This is a genomic window from Nocardia sp. NPDC101769 (genome assembly GCF_044766925.1).
Lineage (GTDB): Bacteria > Actinomycetota > Actinomycetes > Mycobacteriales > Mycobacteriaceae > Nocardia.
In genome coordinates, this window is record NZ_JBIWMX010000004.1 from 283972 (window position 1) to 310275 (window position 26304).

Annotated in this window: 23 protein-coding genes; 16 read left to right on the forward strand and 7 right to left on the reverse strand. The window is 68.0% G+C overall.

Annotated features, from left to right (window positions below; translation table 11 throughout):
• Positions 1 to 72: 72 nt before the first annotated feature.
• The 3 genes from ACIRRA_RS09900 to ACIRRA_RS09910 form a co-directional block, all read right to left on the reverse strand.
• On the reverse strand, positions 73 to 2127 hold the full coding sequence (locus ACIRRA_RS09900; protein WP_402765520.1) for an NAD(+) synthase: 2055 nt from the start codon (positions 2125 to 2127) through the stop codon (positions 73 to 75).
• Between the two features lie 91 nt (positions 2128 to 2218).
• Positions 2219 to 3118 (reverse strand): RNA polymerase sigma factor SigF, encoded by a 900-nt coding sequence (locus tag ACIRRA_RS09905; RefSeq protein WP_402765522.1) that lies wholly within the window; start codon positions 3116 to 3118, stop codon positions 2219 to 2221.
• The gene (locus ACIRRA_RS09910) at positions 3118 to 3540 is read right to left on the reverse strand and encodes an anti-sigma factor (protein ID WP_402765524.1); all 423 of its coding nucleotides are present in this window, start codon (positions 3538 to 3540) and stop codon (positions 3118 to 3120) included. The genes ACIRRA_RS09905 and ACIRRA_RS09910 overlap by 1 nt, the downstream gene beginning before the upstream one ends.
• Positions 3541 to 3667: 127 nt before the next feature.
• Here ACIRRA_RS09910 and rpe point away from each other — a divergent pair, with 127 nt between their 5' ends.
• Positions 3668 to 4333 carry a ribulose-phosphate 3-epimerase gene (gene rpe, locus ACIRRA_RS09915; RefSeq protein ID WP_357003497.1) on the forward strand — a complete coding sequence of 222 codons (666 nt, stop codon included), beginning with the start codon at positions 3668 to 3670 and terminating at the stop codon, positions 4331 to 4333.
• Between the two features lie 7 nt (positions 4334 to 4340).
• On the opposite strand, the gene ACIRRA_RS09920 is transcribed toward rpe, so the two are convergent.
• Complete coding sequence (locus tag ACIRRA_RS09920) at positions 4341 to 4748, reverse strand: hypothetical protein (RefSeq protein ID WP_402765527.1); 408 nt, start codon at positions 4746 to 4748, stop codon at positions 4341 to 4343.
• Between the two features lie 564 nt (positions 4749 to 5312).
• On the opposite strand from ACIRRA_RS09920, the gene ACIRRA_RS09925 reads away from it, so the two are divergent.
• From ACIRRA_RS09925 to ACIRRA_RS09940, 4 genes are all read left to right on the forward strand, one after another.
• The gene (locus ACIRRA_RS09925; protein WP_402765530.1) at positions 5313 to 5939 is read left to right on the forward strand and encodes a riboflavin synthase; all 627 of its coding nucleotides are present in this window, start codon (positions 5313 to 5315) and stop codon (positions 5937 to 5939) included.
• A gap of 177 nt (positions 5940 to 6116) precedes the next feature.
• Complete coding sequence (locus ACIRRA_RS09930) at positions 6117 to 7361, forward strand: bifunctional 3,4-dihydroxy-2-butanone-4-phosphate synthase/GTP cyclohydrolase II (protein ID WP_402765532.1); 1245 nt, start codon at positions 6117 to 6119, stop codon at positions 7359 to 7361.
• 36 nt (positions 7362 to 7397) lie between these two features.
• Positions 7398 to 7877, forward strand: a complete 480-nt coding sequence (gene ribH, locus ACIRRA_RS09935; RefSeq protein WP_357003218.1) for a 6,7-dimethyl-8-ribityllumazine synthase — start codon at positions 7398 to 7400, stop codon at positions 7875 to 7877.
• Positions 7878 to 7879: 2 nt separating this feature from the next.
• Positions 7880 to 8515 (forward strand): PH domain-containing protein, encoded by a 636-nt coding sequence (locus ACIRRA_RS09940; protein ID WP_402765535.1) that lies wholly within the window; start codon positions 7880 to 7882, stop codon positions 8513 to 8515.
• Here the strand turns inward: ACIRRA_RS09940 and ACIRRA_RS09945 are convergent.
• Positions 8512 to 10467: a gamma-glutamyltransferase family protein gene (locus ACIRRA_RS09945; protein WP_402765538.1), complete on the reverse strand. Its 1956-nt coding sequence runs from the start codon at positions 10465 to 10467 to the stop codon at positions 8512 to 8514. The genes ACIRRA_RS09940 and ACIRRA_RS09945 overlap by 4 nt on opposite strands.
• A gap of 262 nt (positions 10468 to 10729) precedes the next feature.
• Between ACIRRA_RS09945 and ACIRRA_RS09950 the strand changes: the two genes are divergently transcribed.
• Together ACIRRA_RS09950 and ACIRRA_RS09955 are read left to right on the forward strand one after the other, a co-directional pair.
• Positions 10730 to 12199, forward strand: a complete 1470-nt coding sequence (locus tag ACIRRA_RS09950; protein WP_402765541.1) for an amino acid permease — start codon at positions 10730 to 10732, stop codon at positions 12197 to 12199.
• 241 nt (positions 12200 to 12440) lie between these two features.
• Positions 12441 to 12935 (forward strand): hypothetical protein, encoded by a 495-nt coding sequence (locus ACIRRA_RS09955; protein WP_402765544.1) that lies wholly within the window; start codon positions 12441 to 12443, stop codon positions 12933 to 12935.
• Positions 12936 to 12999: 64 nt separating this feature from the next.
• Here the strand turns inward: ACIRRA_RS09955 and ACIRRA_RS09960 are convergent, their stop codons facing one another.
• Complete coding sequence (locus ACIRRA_RS09960; RefSeq protein WP_402765546.1) at positions 13000 to 14661, reverse strand: FAD-binding dehydrogenase; 1662 nt, start codon at positions 14659 to 14661, stop codon at positions 13000 to 13002.
• A gap of 125 nt (positions 14662 to 14786) precedes the next feature.
• On the opposite strand from ACIRRA_RS09960, the gene ACIRRA_RS09965 reads away from it, so the two are divergent.
• The gene (locus tag ACIRRA_RS09965; RefSeq protein ID WP_402765547.1) at positions 14787 to 16022 is read left to right on the forward strand and encodes a winged helix-turn-helix domain-containing protein; all 1236 of its coding nucleotides are present in this window, start codon (positions 14787 to 14789) and stop codon (positions 16020 to 16022) included.
• Positions 16023 to 16058: 36 nt separating this feature from the next.
• Here ACIRRA_RS09965 and ACIRRA_RS09970 read toward each other — a convergent pair whose 3' ends face one another.
• Positions 16059 to 16406: a hypothetical protein gene (locus tag ACIRRA_RS09970; protein WP_402765548.1), complete on the reverse strand. Its 348-nt coding sequence runs from the start codon at positions 16404 to 16406 to the stop codon at positions 16059 to 16061.
• A 341-nt stretch (positions 16407 to 16747) separates the two neighbouring features.
• Here ACIRRA_RS09970 and uvrC point away from each other — a divergent pair, with 341 nt between their 5' ends.
• From uvrC to ACIRRA_RS10010, 8 genes are all read left to right on the forward strand, one after another.
• A complete protein-coding gene (uvrC, locus tag ACIRRA_RS09975) occupies positions 16748 to 18913 on the forward strand; it encodes an excinuclease ABC subunit UvrC (RefSeq protein WP_402765550.1) in 2166 nt (721 codons plus the stop codon).
• A 218-nt stretch (positions 18914 to 19131) separates the two neighbouring features.
• Positions 19132 to 20133: an RNase adapter RapZ gene (gene rapZ / locus ACIRRA_RS09980; RefSeq protein WP_402765553.1), complete on the forward strand. Its 1002-nt coding sequence runs from the start codon at positions 19132 to 19134 to the stop codon at positions 20131 to 20133.
• Complete coding sequence (yvcK, locus tag ACIRRA_RS09985; protein ID WP_402765555.1) at positions 20130 to 21188, forward strand: uridine diphosphate-N-acetylglucosamine-binding protein YvcK; 1059 nt, start codon at positions 20130 to 20132, stop codon at positions 21186 to 21188. Before rapZ ends, yvcK begins: the two co-directional genes overlap by 4 nt.
• Entirely contained in the window at positions 21179 to 22162 is a 984-nt protein-coding gene (gene whiA, locus ACIRRA_RS09990) for a DNA-binding protein WhiA (RefSeq protein WP_040858457.1), read from the forward strand. The genes yvcK and whiA overlap by 10 nt, the downstream gene beginning before the upstream one ends.
• A 212-nt stretch (positions 22163 to 22374) precedes the next feature.
• Positions 22375 to 23394 (forward strand): type I glyceraldehyde-3-phosphate dehydrogenase, encoded by a 1020-nt coding sequence (gene gap, locus ACIRRA_RS09995; protein ID WP_354837476.1) that lies wholly within the window; start codon positions 22375 to 22377, stop codon positions 23392 to 23394.
• A 6-nt stretch (positions 23395 to 23400) separates the two neighbouring features.
• Entirely contained in the window at positions 23401 to 24666 is a 1266-nt protein-coding gene (locus ACIRRA_RS10000; RefSeq protein ID WP_402765558.1) for a phosphoglycerate kinase, read from the forward strand.
• Positions 24667 to 25452: a triose-phosphate isomerase gene (tpiA, locus tag ACIRRA_RS10005; RefSeq protein ID WP_357003242.1), complete on the forward strand. Its 786-nt coding sequence runs from the start codon at positions 24667 to 24669 to the stop codon at positions 25450 to 25452.
• A gap of 139 nt (positions 25453 to 25591) precedes the next feature.
• Positions 25592 to 26020: a nitroreductase/quinone reductase family protein gene (locus tag ACIRRA_RS10010; protein ID WP_402765561.1), complete on the forward strand. Its 429-nt coding sequence runs from the start codon at positions 25592 to 25594 to the stop codon at positions 26018 to 26020.
• Positions 26021 to 26304 lie beyond the last annotated feature (284 nt).

Sequence of the window (26304 nt, forward strand, 5' to 3'; positions counted from 1 at the left end):
GCAGGGCGCGAACATGGACGTCGCCGCGAACGTGGTTCGGTGCGGCCGGGTCGTAGCGGATCCGCAGCGGCGTCAGCCGGGGACGTTGCGGTCGAGCTCGTCGAGCCAGGCGGCGGCCGAGGCATCGCTCGGCGCGCGCCAATCACCGCGTGGGGACAGGGATCCGCCCGAGCCGACCTTGGGGGCATTCGGGAGGGTGGAGCGTTTGAACTGGCTGGTCTGGACGAAACGGCGCAGGAATTCGGCCAGCCAGTGCTTGACGGCGGGCAGGTCGTATTCGTGGCGCTGGTCGGCGGGGAGGAGGTCGGGCCAGCCGCCGCGGGTGCGGTCGGACCAGACATGGTGGGACAGGTAGGCGATGCGGCTCGGCAGATCACCGAAGCGGAGCAGGTGGTAGAGGTGGAAGTCCTGGAGTTCATAGGGGCCGACGGTGGCCTCGGAGCTCTGCGAGGGAGCATCGTCGTCGCCGGGAATGAGTTCGGGGGAGATCTCGGTGGCGAGAATGGAGGCCAGGACCTCACCCGCCTCGGGACCCAGCTCGCCGGTGTCGATCGTCCAGGCCACCAGGTATTTGATCAATGTCTTGGGGACCGAGGCGTTCACGCTGTAGTGGGCCATGTGGTCGCCGACGCCGAAGGTGCACCAGCCCAGCGCGAGTTCGCTGAGGTCGCCGGTCCCGACGACCAGGGCATCGTGCAGATTGGCCAGCCGGAACAGGTGTGAGGTGCGCTCGCCCGCCTGCACGTTCTCGTAGGTGACGTCGTACCGCGGAACCCCTTCGGCGGCAGGGTGCTTCAGGTCTCGCAGCATCTGCATGGCCGACGGCCGGATGTCGATCTCGTGTGCCGTCGCCCCGACCGCCCGCATGAGCCGCCGCGCGTCCTCGAGGGTTCGGGTGCTGGTGGCGAAGCCGGGCATGGTGTACGCCAGGACATTCGAGCGCGGCAGCCCCAGCCGGTCCATGGTCTTGGTGGCCACGATGAGCGCCACCGTGGAGTCCAGGCCGCCGGACACCCCGATTACCACCCGCTGTGATCCGGTGGCGGTCAGCCGTGTGCTCAGTCCCTCCACCTGGATGCGATGCACCTCGGCGCAGCGCTCGTTGCGGCGGGCCGGATCGGCGGGAACATAGGGAAAGCGCGGAATCTCGCGCCGCAGCGCGACGGTCCCGGCGGGCACGGGCAGCTCGACGTCGATGCGCCGGAACCGTTCCAGCCGCTCCCGATGATCGTGCACGGTGTCGGCGAAGCTGGTCGTGCGCAGCCGGTCCGCGGCCAGCCGCCGCAGATCGATATCGGCGGTGACCACCTGCGGGTGCCCGGCGAACCGCTCGCCCTCCACCAGCACATTGCCGTTCTCGCACACCAGTGCCTGTCCGTCCCAGGCCATGTCGGTGGTCGACTCGCCGTGCCCGGCAGCCGAATACAGGTACGCGGCGATATACCGCGCCGAATGTGAGGCGCACAGCTCGCGCCGGTAATCGGCCTTGCCGATGACGATATTGCTGGCCGACAGATTCACCAGCACACTGGCCCCGGCCAGTGCGGCGAAACCGCTGGGCGGCAACGGCACCCAGCCGTCCTCGCAGATCTCGAGATGGAACACGAAATCCGGCAGATTGCTCGCGGCGAACAGCAGATCGGCCCCGAACGGCACCCGCTGCCCGGCGATCACCACCTGGTCGTCGAGTGCCTCCCGCGCGGCCGCGAACTGACGCTTCTCGTAGAACTCCCGATAGTTGGGCAGGTAGCTCTTGGGCGCGGCTCCCAGCACCCGGCCGCGGTGAATCACGATGCCGCAGTTGAACAGCCGGCCCTGCGCCCGCACCGGCGCACCCACCACCAGCACCGTCTCGATGGCCGTGCTCTCCTCGACCACGCGCTCGAGCGCCAGCCCGACGGCGACATCCAGCGCGTCCTGATGGAACAGGTCGTCGGCGGTGTAGCTGGACAGCCCGAGCTCGGGGAAGACCGTCAGCGCCGCGTGCTCGGCCGCGGCGCGGCGCGCCAGCAGCAGGGTCTGTTCGGCGTTGAAGCCCGGATCGGCGACCCGCACCGGTGGCACCGCCACCGCGACCCGCGCGAACCCGTGCCGATACAGCGAATCGAACGGCAGCTGCTGTGACAACACCGACCCCTTTGCATCCGGCCGAGGCGATCATGGCCCGACCGCAATCTACCCATGCCGGGCACGCGCCGGGGCCCCGGCCACGCCGGAGTCACTCGCGGGCGGATTGTTCCCGCAGGCGGGCAAGGGTTTTCGAGAGGATCCGGGAGACGTGCATCTGGGAGATGCCCATCTGCTGGGCGATCTGGGTCTGGGTCATGGATTCGAAGAAACGCATGGTGAGGATGCGGCGTTCGCGTTCCGGGAGCCCGGCCAGCAGGGGCCGGATGGCCACGTATTCCTCGACGCGGTCGAACTGGGATTCTTCCTCGCCGAGGGTGTCGAGGAGCGAGGCCTCGGTGTCGCGGCCGACGGAGACGGCGTCGATGCTGCTGGGCTGGTACGCGTTTCCGGCGATGACCGCCTGGGTGACCTCGTCGGCGTCGATCTCGAGGGCGGCCGCGATCTCCTTGGCGGTGGGGGAGCGGCCCAGCTGCTGGGAGAGGGCGTCGATAGCGGAGCCGATGCGCAGGTGGGTTTCCTTGACCCGGCGCGGCACCCGCATGGCCCAGGTGTTGTCGCGGAAGTAGCGACGGACCTCGCCCATGATGGTGGGCACCGCGAAGGACAGGAAGTTGGAGCCGCGCGAGATGTCGAAGCGGTCCACCGCGTGCACCAGCCCCACCCGCGCGACCTGGGTGAGGTCGTCGAAAGGCTCACCGCGGCCGCTGAATTTGCGGGCGATGTGGTCGGCGAGCGGAATGCAGCGGTTGATCAGTTCGGTGCGCAGCGCGGCACGCCGCCCGGATCCCGGTGCGGCGGCGGCCAGTTCCTCGAAGAGCGTGGTGACGTCGTCGTAGCCGGAGACGCTGCGCGCGACCTCCTCGGCCTCGTCGGCGTCGACCGCCTCCTCGGTGCTGTCCTCGGTCTCGTCCGGTTCCCGGTTGTCGCGCGGTTCCTCGGGTTCCGGCGCGTCGGCGGGTGCTGCGAACACGTCGTCTGCGTCGGCCACTACGCCTTCCCCCGGACCCGCCGGAACTCCACCGCCGTCGGGTATCCGGAGATCGCCGGATCGAAGGGTTCCTGGGTGGCGGTGACCTCGTCGGAGAGCGTCCGAAGCACATGCCAGCCGAAGCTGCGCTGATCCGGTAGCCCCTCGGCCCCGGCGATGCCGCTCACCCGCACGATCAGATCGGACTCACCGACGGTGAACAGGCACTGCAGCGTGGTGTCCGGCGCGGCGACGGCGATCAGGGTGGAGGCGGCCTCGTCGACGGCGAGCCGGATATCGGCCACCTCGTCCAGGGTGAAATCGCTGAGCAGCACCAGTGTTTCGGCGAGTCCGCGCACGATGGGCAACTGGGAGACGGATGCGGCGACACCGATCTCGACCGGTGTACCGCGCAACCCTTGTTCCGCCGAAATGTTGATCACCCTGTAGAGGCTACCCATTCCGGTGCGCGGCAATCAGCCATTCCCGTTGACGTGGGGACCACCGGGGGCTGCCGATAGACTGCGGCCCGTGTGCACCTCTTCATCCCCCTTCCAGCGGCCCGCGCCGATGATCGCCCCGTCCATCCTGTCCGCCGACTTCGCGAATCTCGCGGCCGAACTGCAAGCGATCGAGGGCGCCGACTGGGTGCACGTCGATGTGATGGACAACCACTTCGTTCCCAATCTGACGCTGGGTCTGCCGGTGGTGCAAAGCCTGTTGAAGGCCACCGACATTCCGATGGACTGTCACCTCATGATCGAGAACCCGGAGCGCTGGGCCCCGGGCTACGCCGAGGCCGGCGCCTACAACGTCACTTTTCATGCCGAGGCCACCGACAACCCGATCGCGGTGGCGCGTGACATCCGCGCCGCGGGCGCCAAGGCCGGGCTCTCGGTCAAGCCGAACACCCCGATCGAGCCCTACCTCGAGATCCTGCGCGAGTTCGACACCCTGCTGGTGATGAGTGTCGAACCCGGTTTCGGCGGGCAGTCTTTCATCGCGCACGTGCTCGACAAGGCCCGGCAGGTGCGCCGCCTGGTCGACGCGGGTGAGCTGCGCCTGGTCGTGGAGATCGACGGCGGCATCAATATGGACACCATCGAGCAGGCCGCCGAGGCCGGCATCGACTGCTTCGTCGCGGGCTCCGCGGTGTACGGCACCCCGGACCCGGCCGCGACCGTGGAAATCTTGCGGCAGAAGGTGATCGCGATCGAGGCGGCGTCCGCACAGTAACGCGGGCTCAGTGCCGTAGCAGCGCTTCGATCACCGATTCCAGCGGCGGTACCGTGTCGCTGGAATCGGGGGAGTGCACCCAGGTGCGGTATCCCGTCCGCTCGTCGTCTGCGGACGGGAGCACGACCTGCGCTCCCGGGCACGCGACGGTGGCGTAGAGCCGGAACAGGGCGGCGGCCACCGATTTGGTGAGGGACTCCGGCCGGGCGGGGCCGGTGATGAAGGTCCATCGTCGTGCCCGGGGATGGTGCACGACCGGGCCGACCAGATTGGCCTGCGCCAGCTGCTGCTGGACGCGTTCGCCGAGGTCGGCGGGCATGGTGATGGCCCCGTAACGAGTGCCTATCTCCAACAGGATGTGCCGTGACGTCGGGTCGATCGATGCCGGCAGGTGAAATTCGCGTCGGTACTGCACGCAGCGAACTTCGAGTGTCGAATCGAGAAGCATGGTCACCCCGCACCCCCAACTGTGCCGATTGTGTTGTCTGCCACCTGAATCCGACCCGCGCGGGGCCCCAACCTTCCTTCGGTTCTGCTTGCGATGATCGTCCCGGCCCGGATCGCCGTGGACGCGTTGACCGTTCTGCACCGAACTGCTCGCGGAGAAGTTGAACTGTGGGAATCAGCTGCATAACAATCTTGCGACCTCTTTCGCTGCCGCGCAAGATTCTGGATTGAGCGAGTCGCGAATTGGGTACTACTTCACGTTGGGCCAGGTCAGGCCATTCAAAGTGCCGGTAAATCCCGGCGTTTCAATTGGCGATCGCGACCAATGAACACAATTATTCGATCGCACATTGGCTTATGCCCGATTTCGTCCATCTACCGGTATCCAATGCTCCACTGAACGAGGCCGCATGTCGCCTACGACCCCGCGTCGTTAGGCTGGTGGGGACGGCCGTCCACGCGGGGAATACCGCGTACCGCACCGGCTGTTGGCTCGAGCGGAGCACGCACACGCGATCAGGGAGAGGTACGCATGTTCACAGGCATCGTCGAGGAGCTGGGTGAGATCCTCGCCAACGAGCGGCTGGACGATTCGGCGCGGCTGACCATTCGCGGCCCCCTGGTGACCTCCGATGCGGGACACGGTGATTCGATCGCCGTCAACGGCGTCTGCCTCACCGTGGTCGACCGGAAGGTCGAGGGCGACACCTTCACCGTCGACGTCATGGCCGAGACCCTGGACCGTTCCAGCATCGGCGGCCTGACCGTCGGCTCCCGCGTCAACCTCGAGCGCGCCGCGGCCGTGAACAGCCGCCTGGGCGGGCACATCGTGCAGGGTCACGTCGACGGCACCGGCACCATCGTCTCCCGCACCCCGTACGAGAACTGGGAGGTCGTGCGAATCTCCCTGCCCGACAGCATCGCTCGCTACGTGGTGGAGAAGGGCTCGATCACCGTGGACGGCATCTCGCTGACCGTCTCGGGCATCGGCCTGGCCGAGGACGCCTTCGCCGACGGCGCCAAGGACTGGTTCGAGGTGTCGCTCATCCCCACCACCCGCGAGCTCACGACCCTCGGCACGGCCCCGGTCGGCACCATCGTGAATCTCGAAGTCGACATCATCGCGAAGTATGTCGAACGGCTCGTACAGCGCGCATGACCTGCGTGTTCGCGGCCCGTCTCGGTCTGGACCGACGGAGCGGGGGAGCGAAGCGGAGGAGCGGAGGAGGGAAGACCGAGACCTCGGGGGCCGCGAACTCGCGACGCCGGAGGCGGCGCAAATTGGGCACTGCCCTACTGTAATGAGGCACCTAATTCGAGATGGAGCACAACAGACGTGACCAGGTTCGACACCATCGAGCGCGCAGTCGCTGACATCGCCGCCGGTAAGGCGGTCGTCGTCGTCGACGACGAGGGCCGGGAGAACGAGGGCGACCTCATCTTCGCGGCGGAGAAGGCGACGCCCGAGCTGGTGGCCTTCATGATCCGCTACACCTCCGGTTACATCTGTGTACCGCTCACCGGCGACGACTGCGATCGCCTGGGCCTGCCGCCGATGTACGCGGTCAACCAGGACAAGCACGGCACCGCCTACACCGTGTCCGTCGACGCCCGAGAGGGCATCAGCACCGGCATCTCGGCCGCCGACCGCGCCACCACCATGCGGGTGCTGGCCGACCGCAACGCCAAGTCCGACGATCTGACCCGCCCGGGCCACGTGGTTCCGTTGCGTGCCAAGGACGGTGGCGTGCTACGCCGCCCCGGCCACACCGAGGCCGCCGTGGATCTGGCCCGGATGGCCGGGCTCAGCCCCGCCGGCGTCATCTGCGAGATCGTCAGCCAGAAGAACGAGGGCGATATGGCGCGCACCGAGGAGCTGCGCATCTTCGCCGACGAGCACGATCTGGCGCTCATCTCCATCGCCGACATGATCGCCTGGCGCCGCCGCAACGAGAAGCATGTCAAGCAGGTGGCCGAGGCCAAGCTGCCCACCGAGTTCGGCGACTTCCGGGCCATCGGCTACGAGAGCGAATACGACGACGCCGAGCACGTGGCCCTGGTCATGGGCGATATCGGCGACGGCACGGACGTGCTGGTGCGCGTGCACTCCGAATGCCTCACCGGTGACGCCTTCGGCTCGCTGCGCTGCGACTGCGGCCCGCAGCTGGACGCCGCCATGGAGATGATCGCCCAGCAGGGCCGCGGTGTGCTGCTCTACATGCGCGGCCACGAGGGCCGCGGCATCGGGCTGCTGCACAAGCTGCAGGCCTACCAGCTGCAGGACGGCGGCGCCGACACCGTGGACGCCAACCTGGACCTGGGCCTGCCCGCCGACGCCCGCGACTACGGCATCGGCGCGCAGATCCTCGCCGATCTGGGCATCACCTCGATGCGGCTGCTCACCAACAATCCCGACAAGCGTGCCGGGATCGAGGGCTACGGCCTGAGCATCAGCGAGCGGGTGGCGATGCCCGTGCGGGCCAACAAGCACAATCTGCGGTATCTGCGCACCAAGCGGGATCGGATGGGCCACGACCTGGTCGGCCTGGAAGACCTGGACCTGGGCGAAACCGCGAACTGACGCGCCGGAACCGACTACCGAGAGGGCGGAACAAGAATGAGCGGTACGGGCGTACCGACCTTCGAGCTGGCCGATGCCAAGGACCTCAAATTGGGGATCGTGGCGTCGCGCTGGCACACCACCATCTGCGACGCGCTGGTCGCGAACGCGGAGCAGACCGCCCGGGCCGCGGGCGTCGCCGATATCACGGTGGTCCGGGTCGCCGGCGCGATGGAGCTGCCGGTGGTGGCGCAGGCGCTGGCCCGCAGCCATGACGCGGTGGTCGCGCTGGGTGTCGTGATCCGTGGTGAGACACCGCATTTCGAGTACGTGTGCGATTCGGTGACCGCCGGTCTGACCCGGGTGTCACTCGACGAGAGCACCCCGGTCACCAATGGCGTGCTCACCGTGAACACCGAGCAGCAGGCGCTGGATCGCGCGGGCCTGCCCGGCTCGATCGAGAACAAGGGCGAGCAGGCCGCGGCCGCCGCCCTCGATGCCGCGCTGACCCTGCGCGAACTGACCCAGACCGTCTAGCCATGCCGGTCGTGCGGATCTGGAAGCGGGACGGCGGCTCCGAGGAGCCGCCCCGCAAGCCTGCCGCCACGCCGGAAACGCCTGCGGCGCACTCCGATCCGCGGGCCGAGCAGAAAGCGGAGTCCGAGGACACCATGGCCGAGCCGACCGAAACCGAGACGCCGGTGCAGCCCGGCACCGCCTCGGGCGACTGGGATCTCGAGGTGCGGCCGCACCGCACCATCGTCACCGTGCGGATCGTGGCGGCGGTGCTGGCGGCCATCTTCATCTTCGGCGGCATCGTGCTGCGGCACGGATCCACCGGCGTGAACTTCCGGGTCTCCGACCAGATCGGCCTGATGGTGTTCGGCCTGCTGCTGGCCGGCGGTGTGCTGACGCTCACCCGGCCCCGGGTGCGGGTCGGACGGCGCGGGGTGACGGTGCGCAATATCGTGGGCGACAGCGAGTTCCAGTGGAAGGACATCCGCGGGATCTCCTTCCCGGACAAGAAGTCCTGGGCCCGGCTGGAATTGGCGCACGACGAGTACGTGCCCATGATGGCCATCCGCTCCAACGACAAGATGCGCGCCGCCGAGGCCATGGACCGGTTCCGGGAACTCGGCGCCAAGTACAGCGCCGAGAACGAGGACCGACACTAGCGCGGGCCGCCGAGCACCGCGCCCTCGCGGCGCGGGTCCGCGCCGCCGATCCAGCCACTGCCGTCGCGGACCAGGGCCGACAGACCGCTGGACTGCGGCGCGACCGAGACCTGATCCCCGAACTGGCGCAGTTTCTGCACCAGCGGATCGTGGTCGCCGTTGTCGGTGGCGTCGACGGCCGGATGCTCACCACCCACATAGGTGGTGGGGGAGTTGGCCGCGCCGAAGTCGATCATCGACACCGCCTGTTGCGGGTTCATGCCCCAATCCAGCATGCCCACCAGGGTTTTCACCACGAACTGGATGATCACCGCCCCGCCGGGCGAACCGGTGACGTAGCTGAGCGCGCCGCGCGAGCCGTCGGGATTGCGGTCGAAGACCAGGGTCGGGGCCATCGAGCTGCGCGGCCGCTTGCCCGGGTCGAGGCGGTTGGCGATCGGGGTGCCGTCCATGTCGACCGGTTCGGCCGAGAAGTCGGTGAGCTGGTTGTTGAGGATGAACCCGTCCACGAAATGGAATGACCCGAACGCGGATTCGACCGTGGTGGTCATGGAGGCGGCGTTGCCGTACTCGTCGACGATGGAGATGTGGCTGGTGCCGTGCTCGGGCTGCTGCGGGCCGTTGCCGACCGGCACCGGGCCGAAGTCACCCGGCTTGGCGGTGCCCAGGCTCCTGGTCGGGTCGATGAGCGCCGCACGCTGCTTCAGGTAGCTGGGATCCAGCAGTGTCTGCGGCGAATTGCCCGGCAGCGGAACGAAATCCGAGTCGGCGATGTACTTGTCGCGGTCGGCGTAGGCGAGGCGTTCGGCCTCGGCGATCAGGTGCACGGCCTCCGGGGTGGGCTTGCCGCCGTTCCGGGCGGTGGCGCTGTCGCCGCCGAGGTCCGTCGGCTTCATCGACGCCAGGTCGAAGTTGGACAGGATGCCCAGGGCCGCTTCCACCGTGATGCCGCCCGAGGACGGGTTGGGCATGCCGCACACCTCGTGGGTGCGGTAGGGCGAGCACACCGCGGTGCGCTTCTTCGCCTGGTAGGACTGCAGATCCGCCAGGGACAGCAGCCCCGGGGTGCGTCCGCCGGCGGTGGTGGCGGTGGTGTCCACGATGTCGGAGGCGATCGCGCCGGTATAGAAGGCGTTCGCCCCGTCGGTCGCGATGGCCGACAGGGTCTTGGCGAAGGCCGGATTGGTGAGCGTGTTGCCGGACGGCTTCGGGCTGCCGTCGGGCTGTAGGAAATACGCCTTGGCGTTGTCGTCGCGCGCCAGGTCGGCTTTGGAGTCGGAGATCTGGCTCGCCATCCGCGGTGAGATCGTGAAGCCCCGATCCGCCAGGTCGATCGCCGGCGCGAACAGGCTCTTCCACGGCTGCTTGCCGTGCTCGTTGTGGGCCAGCTCCAGCATCCGCAGCACTCCCGGCGTGCCGATGGAGCGCCCGCTGGCCCGCGCATTCGGTTGCGGCACAGTGTGATCGGCGGCGCTGATGTAGCGCAGGTAGTCCTCGGTGGCGGCCGCCGGGGCGGTCTCGCGGCCGTCGTAGGCGTCGACGGTCCTGGCGTTGGCGTCGTAGTACATCAGGAACGCGCCGCCGCCGATGCCGGTGGCCTGGGGCTCCACCAGATTCAGCACGGTCTGTGCCACGATGAGCGCGTCCGCGGCGGTGCCGCCGTCCCGCAGCACCCGGCAAGCTGCCTCGGTGGCAACGGGATTGGCGGTGGAGACCGCGAAATCGCCGGTGCGCACGGGTGTCATGCCGGTGCGGTAGCCGGTGGCGACCTCGGGGTGCAGGGCCAGATTCGTGCCGCTGGGCTCGGCGGGCACCCCGGAGGTGACCGGAGTTCCGTTGGGCGACACCGTGCACGACGCACTCTGGTTCGTCGAGGACGAACAGGCGGTGACCAATCCGACCAGCAGCAGCAGAGCGGCAGCGCCGCTCCCGATTCGTCGCAAGCGCCTCATGATCGGACTCTAGCGCCGTGGGCCCGTGCGGGCAGGGCTTTGAGGGACCGGATCGGGGGGCTACCGGGGAACTCCGGGCCGTCGGTCGCTCAGGGATTTCAGCGCTTTCAAGGCAATCTCCGAAAAAGCGCACCAATTGGTCGCTTGACCGGGCCTTCTCTTTCGAAGGTTTCCCCGCTCTGGGCGCCGATGTGGAACTCGGCAAACGACAAGGTACCCTCAGGCTGCCTCACTTCACGATTGCGGAGGGTTAACCCGGCGAATGACCGAGATCCGGACTACTGCCACCAGCCTCAATGCCGAGGACAGCGGCTATCACAAAGCCCTGAAACCTCGGCAATTGCAGATGATCGCCATCGGCGGTGCCATCGGTACCGGCCTGTTCCTGGGCGCGGGTGGCCGGCTCCACAATGCCGGCCCATCGCTGTTCCTGGTGTACCTGATCTGCGGCATCTTCGTCTTCTTCATCCTGCGCGCGCTCGGTGAACTGGTGCTGCACCGCCCGTCCTCGGGTTCCTTCGTCTCCTATGCGCGCGAATTCTTCGGCGAGAAGGCCGCATTCGTGGCCGGCTGGATGTACTTCCTGAACTGGTCCATGACCGGGATCGTCGACACCACCGCGATCGCCACCTATCTGCACTATTGGGGACCCTTCCAGCCGATCGCGCAATGGCTGCTGGCGCTGGGCGCGCTGATCATCGTGCTCGGCATCAACCTGGTCTCGGTGAAATGGTTCGGCGAGATGGAATTCTGGGCCGCCATGATCAAGGTGGTGGCCCTGATGACCTTCCTGGTCATCGGCACCGTCTTCCTGGCCGGGCGCTTCGAGGTCGACGGTCAGAGCACCGGCCTGCGCATGGTCTCCGACGCCGGCGGCTGGTTCCCGACCGGCGTGCTGCCGCTGGTCACCGTTACCTCCGGCGTCGTGTTCGCCTACGCCGCCGTCGAAATGGTCGGCATCGCGGCCGGCGAGACCGAGAATCCGGCGAAGATCATGCCGCGCGCCATCAATTCGGTGATCATGCGTATCGCCGTGTTCTATTGCGGCTCGGTGATTCTGCTGGCGCTGCTGCTGCCCTACACCGCGTACAAGGGCGGTGAGAGCCCGTTCGTCACCTTCTTCGGCAAACTCGGTGTCGCGAACATGGGCTCGATCATGAATTTCGTGGTGCTCACCGCGGCGCTGTCGAGTTTGAATGCCGGACTGTATTCGACCGGCCGCATCCTCCGCTCGATGGCGATGAACGGCAGCGCGCCGAAATTCACCTCGCGGATGTCGAGCGCCGGTGTGCCGTACGGCGGCATTCTGCTCACCGCCGCTATTGCGCTGTTCGGTATCTGGCTGAATTACATTGTGCCGTCGCAGGCCTTCGAAATCGTGCTGAACGTCGCGTCGCTCGGCATTCTGGCGTCCTGGGCGACCATCGTGCTGTGCCAGTTGAAGCTGTTCTACCTGTGGAAGAAGGGGCAGGCGGAGCGTCCGGCGTTCCGGATGTTCGGTGCGCCCTACACCGGCATCGCGACGCTGGTGTTCCTCTTCGCGGTGCTGGTGCTGATGGCTTTCGACCATCCGGTCGGTACGTGGACGGTGGCCAGCCTGGTGATCATCGTGCCCGCGCTGGCCATCGGGTGGAAGTTCGCCAGCCCGCGGGTGCTGGCCATCGCCAAGCTGCGTGAGGGCTACACCGGCGAGTTCCCGGTGATTCCGCCGATCCCCATGGACGACAAGTAGTTTTCCGCTTCCGGGGGTAGACTGGGAAACTCTGTCCGGACCTGCGCTTTTCAACGGCCGCACGCGAAATCGCGTGCGGCCGTTATGTGTTCGAGATCACTGTTTCTAATGCCGGCTATCGGCTGTGGCCATGGTCATAACTTGGTCAACCAGATTGTCCGGAATCCGAACATTTGGTTAGCGTCAGGTTCAGCGCGTTCGCAGGGGGCGCGCGACCAGGGGTTACTCGATGAGGAGTGCTGTGAGTTCGCAAACGGCCGTTGCCGACCAGGTGGATATGACACCCGGCGCCACGGGAAACGGCGTTCCAGCCACATTTTTCGAGCGGGTGCTCGACGGGGTGCGGGGGTTGCGCCGTGATGGTTCCGAGATCGACATGCCCGCCAAGGTCCGGGAGACGCAATATGTCGCGCTCGGCGCGATGGGACTGGCGGTGCTGCACAGCCTGCTGTCCATCACCGGCGGCGTCTCGTGCGTGGTCGGCAGTATCGGCCACTTCTTCGCCGCCTGGGTGACCGGCGGTGTCGCACTACTGTTCGGGCTGCGCTCGCGCTGGATCTGGGTGACCGCGCTCGGATTGGCCAGCCTGCAGTCGTTCCTGGGCATCTTCACGCTGGTGTCGGCCGAAATGCCCACGGGCGTGGGGCCGTTCACCGTGCTCTTCGGCGTGATGGTGTCCGGCGCGGTGCTGGCGCTGCTACTGCGCCGCGACCTCTACCGCTGGTTCGGCGCCTGACCTCCGACGCGGCATGCCGCCCACCGGAAGCTGGTGGGCGGCACCCGCTTTCGTCGTCGAGCCGCTAGGTCAGGCTGCGGCCCAGCGCGCGGCCGGCGGCGCGACCGGAGAAGATGCAGCCGCCGAGGAAGGTGCCCTCCAGCGCGTTGTAGCCGTGCACTCCGCCACCGCCGAACCCGGCGACCTCGCCCGCGGCGTACAGGCCCGCGAACGGGGTGCCGTCGGCGCGGATGACCTGCGAGTCCAGATTGGTCTGCAGTCCGCCCAGGGTCTTGCGGGTCAGGATGTTCAGGCGCACGCCGATCAGCGGGCCGTGCGCGGGATCCAGGATCTTGTGCGGGCTCGCCACCCGGACCTTGTCGCCCAGGAAGCGGCGGGCATTGTTGACGGCCATCAGCTGGGCGTCCTTGCTGTATTTGTTCTCGACATCCCGGTCGCGGGCCACGATCTGGCGCTCGATATCGGTGAGGTCCAGCTGCGGGCCGCGCGAGATCTTGTTCATGCCCGCGATCAGCTCGGCGAGGGTGTCGGCGACCACGAAGTCCACGCCGTGCTGCTTGAACGCCTCCACCGGGCCCGGGGCGCCCTTCGCCACCCGGCTCTTGAGGGCCAGCTTCAGATCCTTGCCGGTGAGATCGGGATTCTGTTCCGAGCCCGAGAGCGCGAACTCCTTCTCGATGATCGACTGGTCGAGGATGAACCACGAGTAGTCGTAGCCGGTGGCCAGGATCTGCTTCATGGTGGCATTGGTGTCGAAACCCGGGAAAGCCGGCGCGGTCATGCGCTTTCCATTGGCGTCGAACCACAGCGAGGACGGGCCGGGAATGATGCGAATGGCGTGATCGGGCCAGATCGGATCCCAGTTGTGGATGCCCTCGGTGTAGTGCCACATGCGGTCCCGGTTCACGATGCGCCCGCCCGCGGCCTCGGTGATGCCCAGCATGCGGCCGTCCACGTGCGCGGGCACGCCGGAGATCAGGTGCTCGGGGCAGGGGCCGAGCCGGTCGGCCGGCCAGTTGCGGCGGATGAGTTCGTGATTGTGGCCGATGCCGCCGGAGGACACGATGACAGCCCGCGCGCGGAACTCGAACTCGCTCACGATATTTCGTGACGAGGCGACACCGCGGGCCTCGGTGGCGGGCTCCAGCACGCTGCCGCGCACGCCGGTCACCGCTTCGTCCTCGACGATCAGTTCGTCGACCCGGTGCCGGAAGGCGAAGCCGACCTGTCCCCGCTTCTCGGCCTCGAGCACGGGTTCGAGGAACACCCGCACCACTTCGGGGCCGGTGCCCCAGGTGAGATGGAAGCGCGGCACCGAGTTGCCGTGCCCGTCGGCGGCCACGCCGCCGCGCTCGGCCCAGCCGACCACGGGCGTCACCCGCAGCCCGAGATCGTAGAGATACTGCCGCTTCTCGGTGGCCGCGAACTCCACGTACGCGCGCGCCCACTGCCGCGCCCAGTGGTCCTCGTCCTCACGGTCGAAGCCGGCCGAGCCGAACCAGTCCTGCATGGCGAGCGCGAGGCTGTCCTTGACGCCGAGTCGCCGCTGTTCGGGACTGTCCACGAAGAACAGCCCGCCCAGCGACCAGAACGCCTGGCCGCCCAGGTTGGCGCGGTTCTCCTGATCCAGCACGAGCACGCGGCGTCCCGCCTTGACCAGCTCGTGCGTGGCGACGAGGCCGGCCAGCCCGGCCCCGACCACGATGACATCCGGATTCTCGATCATGCCCATGATTTCCTTGGTGTCGAAGTTCGATACACGAATGTATCGAACGAGGTCGCTGCTGTACAGGTGCTCGATACAGTGCTGTATCGAACGAGGTTGTCGGTGGGACATGGCATGGTTCGAGTGTGCCGACTTCTTCGTCCGGATCCCTGTCACTCGCGGCGGCGCGCCGCACTGCACTCGCGGCACAGGGCTTCGCCTCGGCACCGCCGAGCGGGACGCCCACCCGGCGCACGGTCCTGAAGGTGCTCGACAGCACCCGGCTGCTGCAGTTGGACTCGGTGTCGGCGGTGGTGCGCGCGCACTACGCCCCGGTGTTCAGCCGGATCGGGGCCTACGACCGGGCGCTGCTGGACGAGGCCGCGTGGGGGCACACCGCCCGGCGGCCGCGGCAGCTCATCGAGTACTGGGCGCACGAGGCGGCGCTGATTCCGGTCGAGGACTGGTCGCTCATGCGCTGGCGCATGGTGCAGTACCGGCACGGACGCTGGAACGGGATGCGGCAGGTGCTCGAACGAAATCCGGCCCTGGCCGACGATGTGCTCGGTGTGGTCAAGGAGTTCGGGGCCAGCACGGCGGGGGAGATCGAGCGGCATCTGGAGCTGGATCGGCCACGGGCCAAGGACAACTGGGGCTGGAACTACAGCGACACCAAGGTGGTGTGCGAGGCGCTGTTCGCGGCGGGGGAGCTGACGGTGCCGAAACGGGTGGGCTTCCAGCGGCATTACGACCTGGCCGCGAATGTCCTTCCGGCCCCGGTCCTCTCGCGCGAACCGGACGAAGCCGACGCGGTGCGGGAACTGGTGCGGCGGGCGGCGCGAGCGCACGGCATCGGCTCCGAAACCGATCTGCGGGACTACTACCGGCTCAGCCGCCGCCAAACCGAGCCCGCCATCGCCGATCTCCTCGACGCCGGGGAGTTGGAGCAGGTCACCGTCGCCGGCTGGGACAAGCCCGCCTACCTGCATGCCGAGGCGCGCACTCCGCGCCGGGTGACGGGCGCGGCCCTGCTGTGCCCCTTCGATCCGCTCATCTTCTTCCGCGACCGCACCGAGCGGCTTTTCGACTTCCACTACCGCATCGAGATCTACACGCCGGAACACAAACGCATGCACGGGTATTACGTCTTCCCGTTCCTGCTGGACGGCGAACTGGTGGCGCGGGTGGACCTGCGTGCCGAGCGCGGGACCGGGCGGTTGCTGGTGCCGGGCGCGTTCGCCGAGCCGGGCCGGGACCACTCGCGGGTGGCGGCCGCGCTGGCCGCGGCGCTGCGGGCCATGGCCGACTGGCTCGAACTCGAAACCGTCGAGGTGGGCGAAAAGGGCGATCTCGCACCGGCTTTGCGGCGCGAGATCGCGTAGGTCCGCGCAACGCGGATCGGAACGGTGAGCGTCAGGTCAGAACGGCCCGTCGGTCCAGGCATTCAGCACGATGCCGTTCTTGCCCTCACCCCTGCACTCGATCGTCATGGGGATGAGCGGCCGTGGCGAATCGCCCACGATGTAGGTGGGGGCCTGGTAGCCGCTGCCCACCTGCCGGGTGCCCAGGCACTGCACCACCGCGGCGTACCAGGTGTCCGCGGGGCAGGTGAAGGTCGCGGTGTCGAGCGTCCGCTCGATGCGGCAGACCGAGTCGGCGCGGGCAGTCGGCGCCGACACCGTGATCAGGCCTGCCACGCCGATGCCGAGTGCGGAACCTATCGCGAGTGACCTGCGGCGCGGGTGGAGATGGTGATGGTTCGTCATCGAACAAGCTCCCTCGTATACGGACAGATAACGCGAAACAGTTCATCCCATACTGGCCACGAGACCCCGCTGGACGGCCGAACCCCGTAGAGATCGGTGTTCGGCGTGGCGCGTCCTGCGGGACGCACGGACGCTGCCGGTCCGCGCCCGATGCGCATCCCCAGGCGATGCACTGCTGCGCGCGAGTGGCGGCGGAAACGCAGTCGGATCATGGCGTTCCCTCCGGGTGAATGATCTTGCGGATACTTCGTCGCCGGGACCGCCGCGGATGGTCGCCCGGAGGCCCCTGGGTGTATCGGAGGCCTTGGCCGCCTGTCGGGGGCACTGACTAACCTGGAGCCGTGGCAGATCCCGCGACCTACCGGCCCGCACCGGGCACCATTCCCGTCGAACCAGGTGTCTACAAGTTCCGGGACAAGTTCGGGCAGGTCATCTATGTCGGCAAGGCGAAAAGCCTGCGCCAGCGCCTGAACTCGTACTTCGCCGACGTGGCCGGGCTGCACCCGCGCACCCGGCAGATGGTGACCACGGCGGCCGGGGTCGAGTGGACCGTGGTGTCCACCGAGGTGGAAGCGCTGCAGCTGGAATACAACTGGATCAAGGAATTCGATCCCCGCTTCAATGTCCGCTACCGCGACGACAAGTCGTATCCGGTGCTGGCGGTCAGCCTCGACGAGGAGTATCCGCGGGTGTTCGTCTACCGCGGCGCGCGCAAGAAGGGCGTGCGGTACTTCGGCCCGTACGCCCACGCCTGGGCCATTCGCGAGACCCTGGATCTGCTGCTGCGGGTGTTCCCGGTGCGGACCTGCTCGGCGGGAGTCTTCAAGCGGCACAGTCAGATCGGGCGGCCGTGCCTGCTCGGCTATATCGACAAGTGCTCCGCGCCGTGCATCGGCCGGGTGAGCGCGGCCGAGCACCGGCAGATCGTGGACGACTTCTGCGACTTCCTCTCCGGCAAGACCGACCGCCTGGTCAAGCAGCTCGAGCGCCGCATGCACGAGGCCGCCGACGAACTCGACTTCGAGCTGGCCGCCCGCCTGCGCGACGACGTGCAGGCGCTCAAGCGCGCCCTGGAGAAGCAGGCCGTGGTGCTGGGCACCGGCACCGACGCCGATGTCATCGACTTCGCGGTGGACGAGCTCGAGGTCGCGGTCCAGATCTTCCACGTGCGCGACGGCCGGGTGCGCGGGCAGCGCGGCTGGGTGGTCGACAAGTCCGGCGACGCCCTGGACCTGGGGCGGTCAGGCCCGGAGGCGGCAGCCGGCGTAACCACGGAGGGCCCCGGCCCAGGTCCGATCGATCCGGACCTGGGGCGGTCAGGCCCGGAGGCGTCGCTCCACCTCCCAGCGCTTGCCGGCGTAACCACGGGGGGTCCCGGCTCAGCTCCGATCGAGCCCGACGTGGCGGAATCCGGCGGCGAGCTGGCCGCCCTGGTCGAGCAGTTCCTCACCCAGTTCTACGGCGAGCAGACCGCGGTCGCCGCGCAGAGCGGGGACGCGCAGCCCGGGGCCGTGGTCCCGCGCGAGGTGCTGGTCCCGGCCCTGCCCAATGATCATGAGCAGGTTCAGCAGTGGCTCTCGGACCTGCGCGGATCGGCCGTGCAGCTGCGGGTGCCGCAGCGCGGCGACAAGAAGGCGCTGGCCGAGACCGTGCAGCGCAATGCCCAGGAGGCCCTGGCCCAGCACAAGCTCAAGCGCGCCGGCGACCTGACCGCGCGTTCGGCAGCGCTGCAGGAACTACAGGACGCCCTGGATCTGGACAGCGCGCCGCTGCGCATCGAATGCGTGGACATCTCGCATGTGCAGGGCACCGATGTGGTGGCCTCGCTGGTCGTGTTCGAGGACGGCCTGGCCCGCAAGTCCGAGTACCGGCACTACGCCATCAAGGAGGCCGCGGGCGACGGCCGCTCCGACGACGTCGGCAGCATCGCCGAGGTGACCCGGCGGCGCTTCGGCAAGCTCCGCCGCGACCTGGACGCCGCCGAGGCCGCCGACCTCGAATCCGGTTCGGACCCAGTCGAATCCAGCCTGCCCGGCATCGATCCCCGGACCGGTAAGCCGCGCCGCTTCGCCTACCCGCCCAACCTGTACGTGGTGGACGGCGGTGCCCCGCAGGTGAATGCGGCCGCGGAGGTGCTCGACGAACTCGGCATCACCGATGTCGCGGTCATCGGACTGGCCAAGCGCCTGGAAGAGGTGTGGGTGCCGAACGAGGCGGACCCGGTGATCATGCCGCGCTCCAGTGAGGCGCTGTATCTGCTGCAGCGGGTCCGCGACGAGGCGCACCGTTTCGCCATCACCTTCCACCGCTCCAAACGCTCGCGGCGGATGACCGAATCGGTGCTGGACTCGGTGCCCGGACTGGGCTCGGCGCGCAAGACCGCGCTGGTCACGCACTTCGGATCGGTCGCCAAGCTCAAGCAGGCTACGGTGGAGCAGATCATCGAGGTCCCGGGCATCGGCGTGGCGACGGCCAAGGCGGTCCTGGCCGCCCTGCAGCAGCCGTAGCAACCGAGCGTGCGGACCCATCGGCTCGCCGCGAAGACGCGTCGGATCGGGGCCCACCGGGTAGAGTGCGACACGCCGAATAGCAAAACTACGACACGCCGTGTGTGCAGGTCGGGAGCAGAAATCACAGCTGTGTCTCGCTCCCCTCGTGCGCCTGCCGCGTTTCGGGGTGTCGGTGCAGGATGATCGAGGGAACTCCAGACACGAACCGGTAGGACATGACGCGCGTCGAAGCCAGTACTGATACGGCCGAAAACAGCAAGGCAACCGATAAAGGTGAGTCCCAGCCGACCGCCCGCCGTGGGCGGTCGGCACCCGATTCCGCACCGGTCGAGGTCGTCATCGTGACGGGCCTGTCCGGCGCCGGGCGCGGCACCGCCGCCAAGGTGCTCGAGGATCTCGGCTACTACGTGGCCGACAATCTTCCACCCGAATTGATCGGCCGCATGGTCGATCTCGGCCGCGGCGCCGAACCGCCCATCCGCAAACTGGCGCTCGTCATGGACGTGCGCAACCGCTTCTTCACCGGGAACCTCGCCGCGGTCGGCGAGCAGCTACGGGCCGCGGGTGTACGTACCCGCATCCTGTTCCTGGAGGCCTCCGACGATGTGCTGATCCGCCGCTTCGGGTTCGCGCGCCGCCGCCATCCGCTGCAGAGCGAGAGCGCCGACGGCACCCTCACCGCCGGCATCGCCGCCGAGCGGCAGCGTCTGGACCCGGTGAAAACGGCCGCCGACGTGGTCATCGACACCACCGCGCTGTCCATTCACCAGCTGCATCGCAAGCTCGAGGAGGTCTACGGCGGCGACGCCGCCACCGTGCTACAGCTGACCGTTCAATCGTTCGGTTTCAAATACGGAGTCCCGCTCGACGCCGACATGGTGTTCGATTTGCGGTTCCTGCCGAATCCGCATTGGATTCCCGAACTCCGCGAAAAGACCGGACAGGACGCCCCGGTCAGCGAGTATGTGTTGTCGCGGCCGGGTGCCCAGGACTACCTGGGCACCGCGCGGCATCTCGTCGACCTGACGACCGAGGGCTACCGCCAAGAGGGGAAGCGATACATGACCGTGGCAGTGGGCTGCACCGGCGGCAAACACCGCAGTGTGGCGATAGCGGAGGCGCTGGGCGAGGCGCTGGCGGGCAGCGACTCGGCTCCGGCGGGCAACGACTCGGGTGACGTGGTGCGCGTGGTTCATCGGGATCTGGGGCGGGAATGAGTGAGAACGACTCCGTCCGCTCCACCAATCCGGCCATCGCGGCCCTCGGTGGTGGGCACGGCCTGTATTCGACGCTGACCGCCATCCGGCGGCTCACCCGCAAGATCACCGCGGTGGTGACGGTCGCCGACGACGGCGGCTCCTCGGGGCGGCTGCGGTCCGAGCTGGGCATGCTGCCCCCTGGCGATCTGCGAATGGCCTTGGCGGCCTTGGCCGAAGAGGCCGACGGCATCTGGGCGCGAACTTTGCAACACCGCTTCGGCGGCACCGGCGCGCTGGCCGGGCATTCGGTGGGCAATCTGATTCTGGCGGGTCTCACCGAGGAGCTGGGCGATCCGCTCGCGGCCCTCGACGAGGCCGGGAGGGTCCTGCGCATCACCGGCCGCGTGCTGCCCATGTCGCCCATCGCGCTCACCATCGAGGCGGATGTGTCTGGGCTGGAAGGCGATCCGCGCGTGAGCCGCTGCATCCGCGGTCAGGTGGCCGTGGCGACCACGCCGGGCAAGGTGCGCCGGGTGCGGCTGATCCCCTCGGATCCGCCCGCCTGCCCCGAGGCGACCTCGGCCATCGAGCACGCCGACGTGGTGGTGCTGGGCCCCGGAAGCTGGTTCACGAGCGTCATCCCGCATGTGCTGGTGCCCGAATTGCACGAAGCGCTACTGCACACGCGGGCACGGAAAGTGCTGGTGCTCAACCTCGCTGCCGAACCGGGCGAAACGGCCGGATTCAGCGCCGAACGGCACCTGCATGTATTGTCCCAGCACGCACCGGATTTCACAGTCGACCATGTTCTGGTGGACTCCGGTTCCGTACCCGAGGGTAGGGAACGCGAACATCTGGCAAGAGCTGCCGAACAGCTGCGTGCGCGAGTAACCTTCGCTGATGTCGCCGAGGCGGGGACGGACCGGCACCACCCCGGAAAGCTTGCCGCCGCACTGGATCAGGTGATCCGGCAACCTCGGCCGGAATTGGCAGGGCTTCGAGTCGAAGGACGGCATATGGGCCAACGTGTGCGGTCCGGGTTGGGTGGAAAGGAGCGCGTCTCGTGGCGATGACAGCGGAAGTGAAGGACGAGCTGAGCCGGCTCTCTGTATCACAGGTGAGCTCGCGCAAAGCGGAATTGTCCGCGCTACTGCGGTTCGCCGGTGGATTGCACATCGTCGGCGGTCGAGTGATCGTCGAAGCCGAGGTGGACATGGGTTCCATTGCACGTCGGCTGCGCCGAGAGATCTTCGAGCTGTACGGATACGGCTCGGACGTGCATGTCCTCGGCGCCGGCGGGCTCCGGAAAACCTCCCGGTACGTGGTACGGGTTTCCAAGGAGGGCGAGGCGCTGGCGCGCCAGACCGGTTTACTCGATGTGCGCGGTCGTCCGGTGCGCGGGCTGCCCGCCCAGGTGGTGGGCGGCAGCATCGGGGATGCCGAAGCCGCTTGGCGTGGAGCGTTTCTCGCGCACGGCTCGCTCACCGAGCCGGGCCGCTCCTCGGCGCTGGAGGTGAGCTGCCCCGGGCCGGAGGCGGCGCTCGCCCTGGTCGGCGCCGCGCGGCGGATGGGCATCTCGGCCAAGGCGCGCGAGGTGCGCGGCACCGATCGCGTCGTGGTGCGTGACGGTGAGGCGATCGGCGCCCTGCTCACCCGCATGGGTGCGCAGGACACCCGGCTCACCTGGGAGGAGCGGCGCATGCGCCGCGAGGTCCGGGCGACGGCCAACCGGCTGGCCAATTTCGACGATGCCAACCTGCGTCGTTCGGCCCGCGCTGCCGTGGCCGCGGCGGCCCGCGTGGAGCGCGCGCTCGAGATACTGAGCGAGGATGTGCCGGATCATCTGGCCGCCGCGGGCAAGCTGCGCGTGCTGCACCGGCAGGCGTCCCTGGAGGAGCTGGGCCAGCTGGCCGATCCGCCCATGACGAAAGACGCTGTGGCGGGCCGGATCCGGCGGCTGCTGTCGATGGCCGACCGGCGCGCCAAGGAACTCGGCGTGCCCGACACCGAAAGTGCTGTCACCGCAGAGCTGCTCGAAGAGGCGTGAAACATCCACGCCGCCGCATAAACTGATCGATACCGCACGGTGATTCCGTCCGGAAGCGTCGCAACCCCAAGGGTCGCGGCGCTTCCGGTCGTACGTGATGGAAGTGAACGTTTCGTAGTTCACCGTGGCGGGGGTGTGTCCGTGATGTTTCCGTTACAGGTCTAGGGTTAGCACCGCAACGGAAACGATCCGCGAAGCTGAGGAGCGAAAACGTGACTGTCCGGGTAGGGATCAACGGCTTCGGCCGCATCGGGCGAAACTTCTTCCGAGCCGTCGAGGCGCAGAAGGCCCTCGGCACCACCGACATCGAGATCGTGGCTGTCAACGATCTGACCGACAACAAGTCGCTGGCGACCCTGCTGAAGTACGACTCGATCCTCGGCCGCCTGCCGCAGGACGTTTCCCTGGACGGCGACGAGACCATCGTCGTCGGCGACCAGCGCATCACCGCGCTGGCCATCAAGGAGGGCCCGGCCGCGCTGCCGTGGGGTGACCTGGGGGTCGACGTGGTCGTCGAGTCCACCGGTATCTTCACCGATGCCACCAAGGCGAAGGGTCACCTGGCCGCCGGCGCCAAGAAGGTCATCATCTCCGCGCCCGCCAAGGGCGAGGACATCACCATCGTGATGGGCGTCAACGACGACAAGTACGACGGTTCGCAGAACATCATCTCGAACGCGTCCTGCACCACCAACTGCCTGGGCCCGATTGCCAAGGTGCTCAACGACTCCTTCGGCATCGAGCGTGGTCTGATGACCACCGTGCACGCCTACACCCAGGACCAGAACCTGCAGGACGGCCCGCACTCGGATCTGCGTCGCGCCCGCGCGGCCGCGCTGAACATCGTGCCCACCGGCACCGGCGCCGCCAAGGCCATCGGCCTGGTGCTGCCCGAGCTGCTCGGCAAGCTGAACGGTTACGCGCTGCGCGTGCCGGTCCCGACCGGTTCGCTCACCGACCTGACCGTGGACCTGGCCAAGACCGCCTCGATCGACGAGATCAACGCCGCCATGAAGGCCGCCGCGGACGGCCCGATGAAGGGCATCCTGAAGTACAACGTCGACCCGATCGTCTCCTCCGACATCGTGACCGACCCGCACTCCTCCATCTACGACGCGCCGCTGACCCAGGTCATCGACAACCAGGTCAAGGTCGCCTCGTGGTACGACAACGAGTGGGGCTACTCCAACCGTCTCGCCGACCTCGTCGGCCTCGTCGGCAAGTCCCTCTAAGCGCCGATGACCATCAAGACTCTGCAGGATCTGCTGAACGAGGGCGTCGAGGGCCGGGGCGTGCTGGTGCGCTCCGATCTGAATGTTCCCCTCGAATTCCCTGTTTCGAGCGACCCGCGAGCGATCGCTGGCGGCGGCGTCATCACCGACCCGGGCCGCATCATCGCGTCCGCGCCGACCATCAAGGCGCTGGCCGAGGCCGGCGCCAAGGTCATCGTGACCGCGCACCTGGGCCGCCCCCAAGGCGAGCCGGATCCGAAGTTCTCCCTTGCGCCGGTCGCGGCGCGGCTGTCGGAGGAGCTGGGCCGCAATGTCCAGCTCGCCGGCGACGTGGTGGGTCAGGACGCGCTCGCCCGCTCCGAGGGCCTCACCGACGGTGATGTGCTGCTGCTGGAGAACATTCGCTTCGACGCGCGCGAGACCAGCAAGGACGACGCCGAGCGCGCCAAGCTCGCCCGTGCCCTGGTCGAGCTGGTCGGCGACGACGGCGCGTTCGTGTCCGACGGTTTCGGTGTGGTGCACCGCAAGCAGGCGTCGGTCTACGACGTGGCCAAGCTGCTGCCGCACTACGCGGGGACGCTGGTCGCGGCCGAGACCGAGGTGCTGAAGAAGCTCACCGAGAGCCCGGAGCGCCCGTACGCGGTCGTGCTCGGCGGTTCCAAGGTCTCCGACAAGCTGGCGGTCATCGAGGCGCTCGCGCCGAGGGTCGACACGTTGGTCATCGGCGGCGGCATGTGCTTCACCTTCCTTGCGGCACAGGGCCTTTCGGTGGGCACGTCGCTGCTGCAGCAGGAGATGATCGAGACCTGCAAGGGGCTGCTGGACAAGTACGCCGACGTCATCCACCTGCCGGTGGACATCGTGGTGGCCGACAAGTTCGCGGCCGACGCGGACTCGAAGACCGTGCCCGCCCACGAGATTCCGGACGGCTGGATGGGTCTGGACATCGGTGCCGACTCGGCCGCCCGCTTCTCGGCGCTGCTGACCGAGGCCAAGACCGTGTTCTGGAACGGCCCCATGGGCGTGTTCGAGTTCGAGAAGTTCTCGGCCGGCACCCGCGGTGTCGCCGAGGCGATCGCCACGGCGACCTCGAAGGGCGCGTTCACGGTCGTCGGTGGCGGCGACTCGGCCGCGGCCGTGCGTACCCTCGGTCTGCCGGACGACGGTTTCTCGCACATCTCCACCGGTGGCGGCGCGTCGCTGGAATACCTGGAGGGCAAGGAACTTCCCGGCCTCAGCGTCTTGGAAGATTCCGTGTTGGAGGGCCGCTGAATGGCACGTAAGCCTTTGATCGCCGGCAACTGGAAGATGAACCTCAACCACCTCGAGGCCATCGCTCTGGTGCAGAAGATCGCATTCGCGTTGCCGGAGAAGTACTTCGACAAGGTCGACGTGACGGTGATCCCGCCGTTCGTGGACCTGCGCAGCGTGCAGACGCTGGTCGAGGGTGACCGTCTCCTGATCACCTACGGTGCCCAGGACGTGTCCACCCACGACGAGGGCGCCTACACCGGCGAGATCAGCGGCTCCATGCTGGCCAAGCTGGGCTGCAGTTTCGTCGTGGTGGGTCACTCGGAGCGGCGTCAGTACCACAACGAGGACGACGCCACCGTGCTGGCCAAGGCCAAGCAGGCGCTCAAGTACGGCATCACTCCGATCGTCTGCATCGGTGAGGGCCTGGGCGTCCGCGAGACCAAGACCCATGTCGAGTACAACCTCGAGCAGCTGCGCGGCTCCCTCAAGGGCCTGACGGCCGAGGAGATCTCGAAGATCGTCATCGCTTATGAGCCGGTCTGGGCCATCGGCACCGGCAAGGTCGCCACCCCGGCCGACGCGCAGGAAGTCTGCGGTGCCATCCGCAAGGAACTCGCCGAACTGGCGAATCCCGAAGTGGCGGCCGGTGTCCGGGTCCTCTACGGCGGCTCGGTCAACGCCAAGAACGTCGGCGAACTGGTCGGCCAGACCGACATCGACGGCGCTCTCGTGGGCGGCGCGTCCCTGAAGGGTGACGAGTTCGCCACCCTCTCCGCGATCGCCGCCGGCGGCCCCCTGCCGTAACGGTTTCCGCTGCACAGGGCCGGGCATCCGCTGGATGCCCGGCCTTTCGCGGTCTCCGGGCGCCGAGTACGTGATCGCGGGCGGGGATGACGCCGCCGCGCCGGGGTGCTCCCATCGGCCGCGGTGCTCATGCTCGAGAATGATCGATATGAGCGACTGGAATACGAACATCATCAACGAGTTTCGGGCCAATGAGGGACGGGTCGGGGGGCCGTTCGAGGGGGCACCGATAATTCTCGTGCACCATCGGGGCCGAAAGACCGGGCGGGAGCATGTGACGCCCATGATGTACCTGGCCGATGAGCAGGATCCGGCGACCATGTACGTTTTCGCGTCCAAGGCGGGCGCGCCCACGAATCCGGACTGGTACTACAACCTGACCAAGGTGGGGAAGGCCGAGGCCGAGGTCGGGACCGAGACCTTCCTGGTCGAGGTCACCGAGGTGACCGGCGCGGATCGCGACCGGATCTATGAAGAACAGGCCCGGCGATACCCGGGTTTCGGCGAGTACGCCGTGAAGACCGCCGGTATCCGCACCATCCCGGTGCTGGCGCTGCGCCGGGCCTAGGTTCGCGGCCGCAGGGCGCGGGTGCTCGGTCCGCGCCCTGGTAGGCGTCGGCGCGGGTGCGTTCGACGTATGGGTGGTCGGGGGTGTTCGAGGGGATGGTGGGCGCGGAGATCGATCCCTGGTAGGCCGACGACCGGGGCCGAGGCGGGGTCGACGGTAGCGGCGGCCTCGTTCGTCGGTGGGAATCCGGGAGTGGGGTGCGGGGCCGCCTCGTCCATGAATTCATTTGCGGCGGTGTGGGAGTCGGCGGGGGAGTGTCAGCCGCCCGGGTGCAGGGGCGTCGG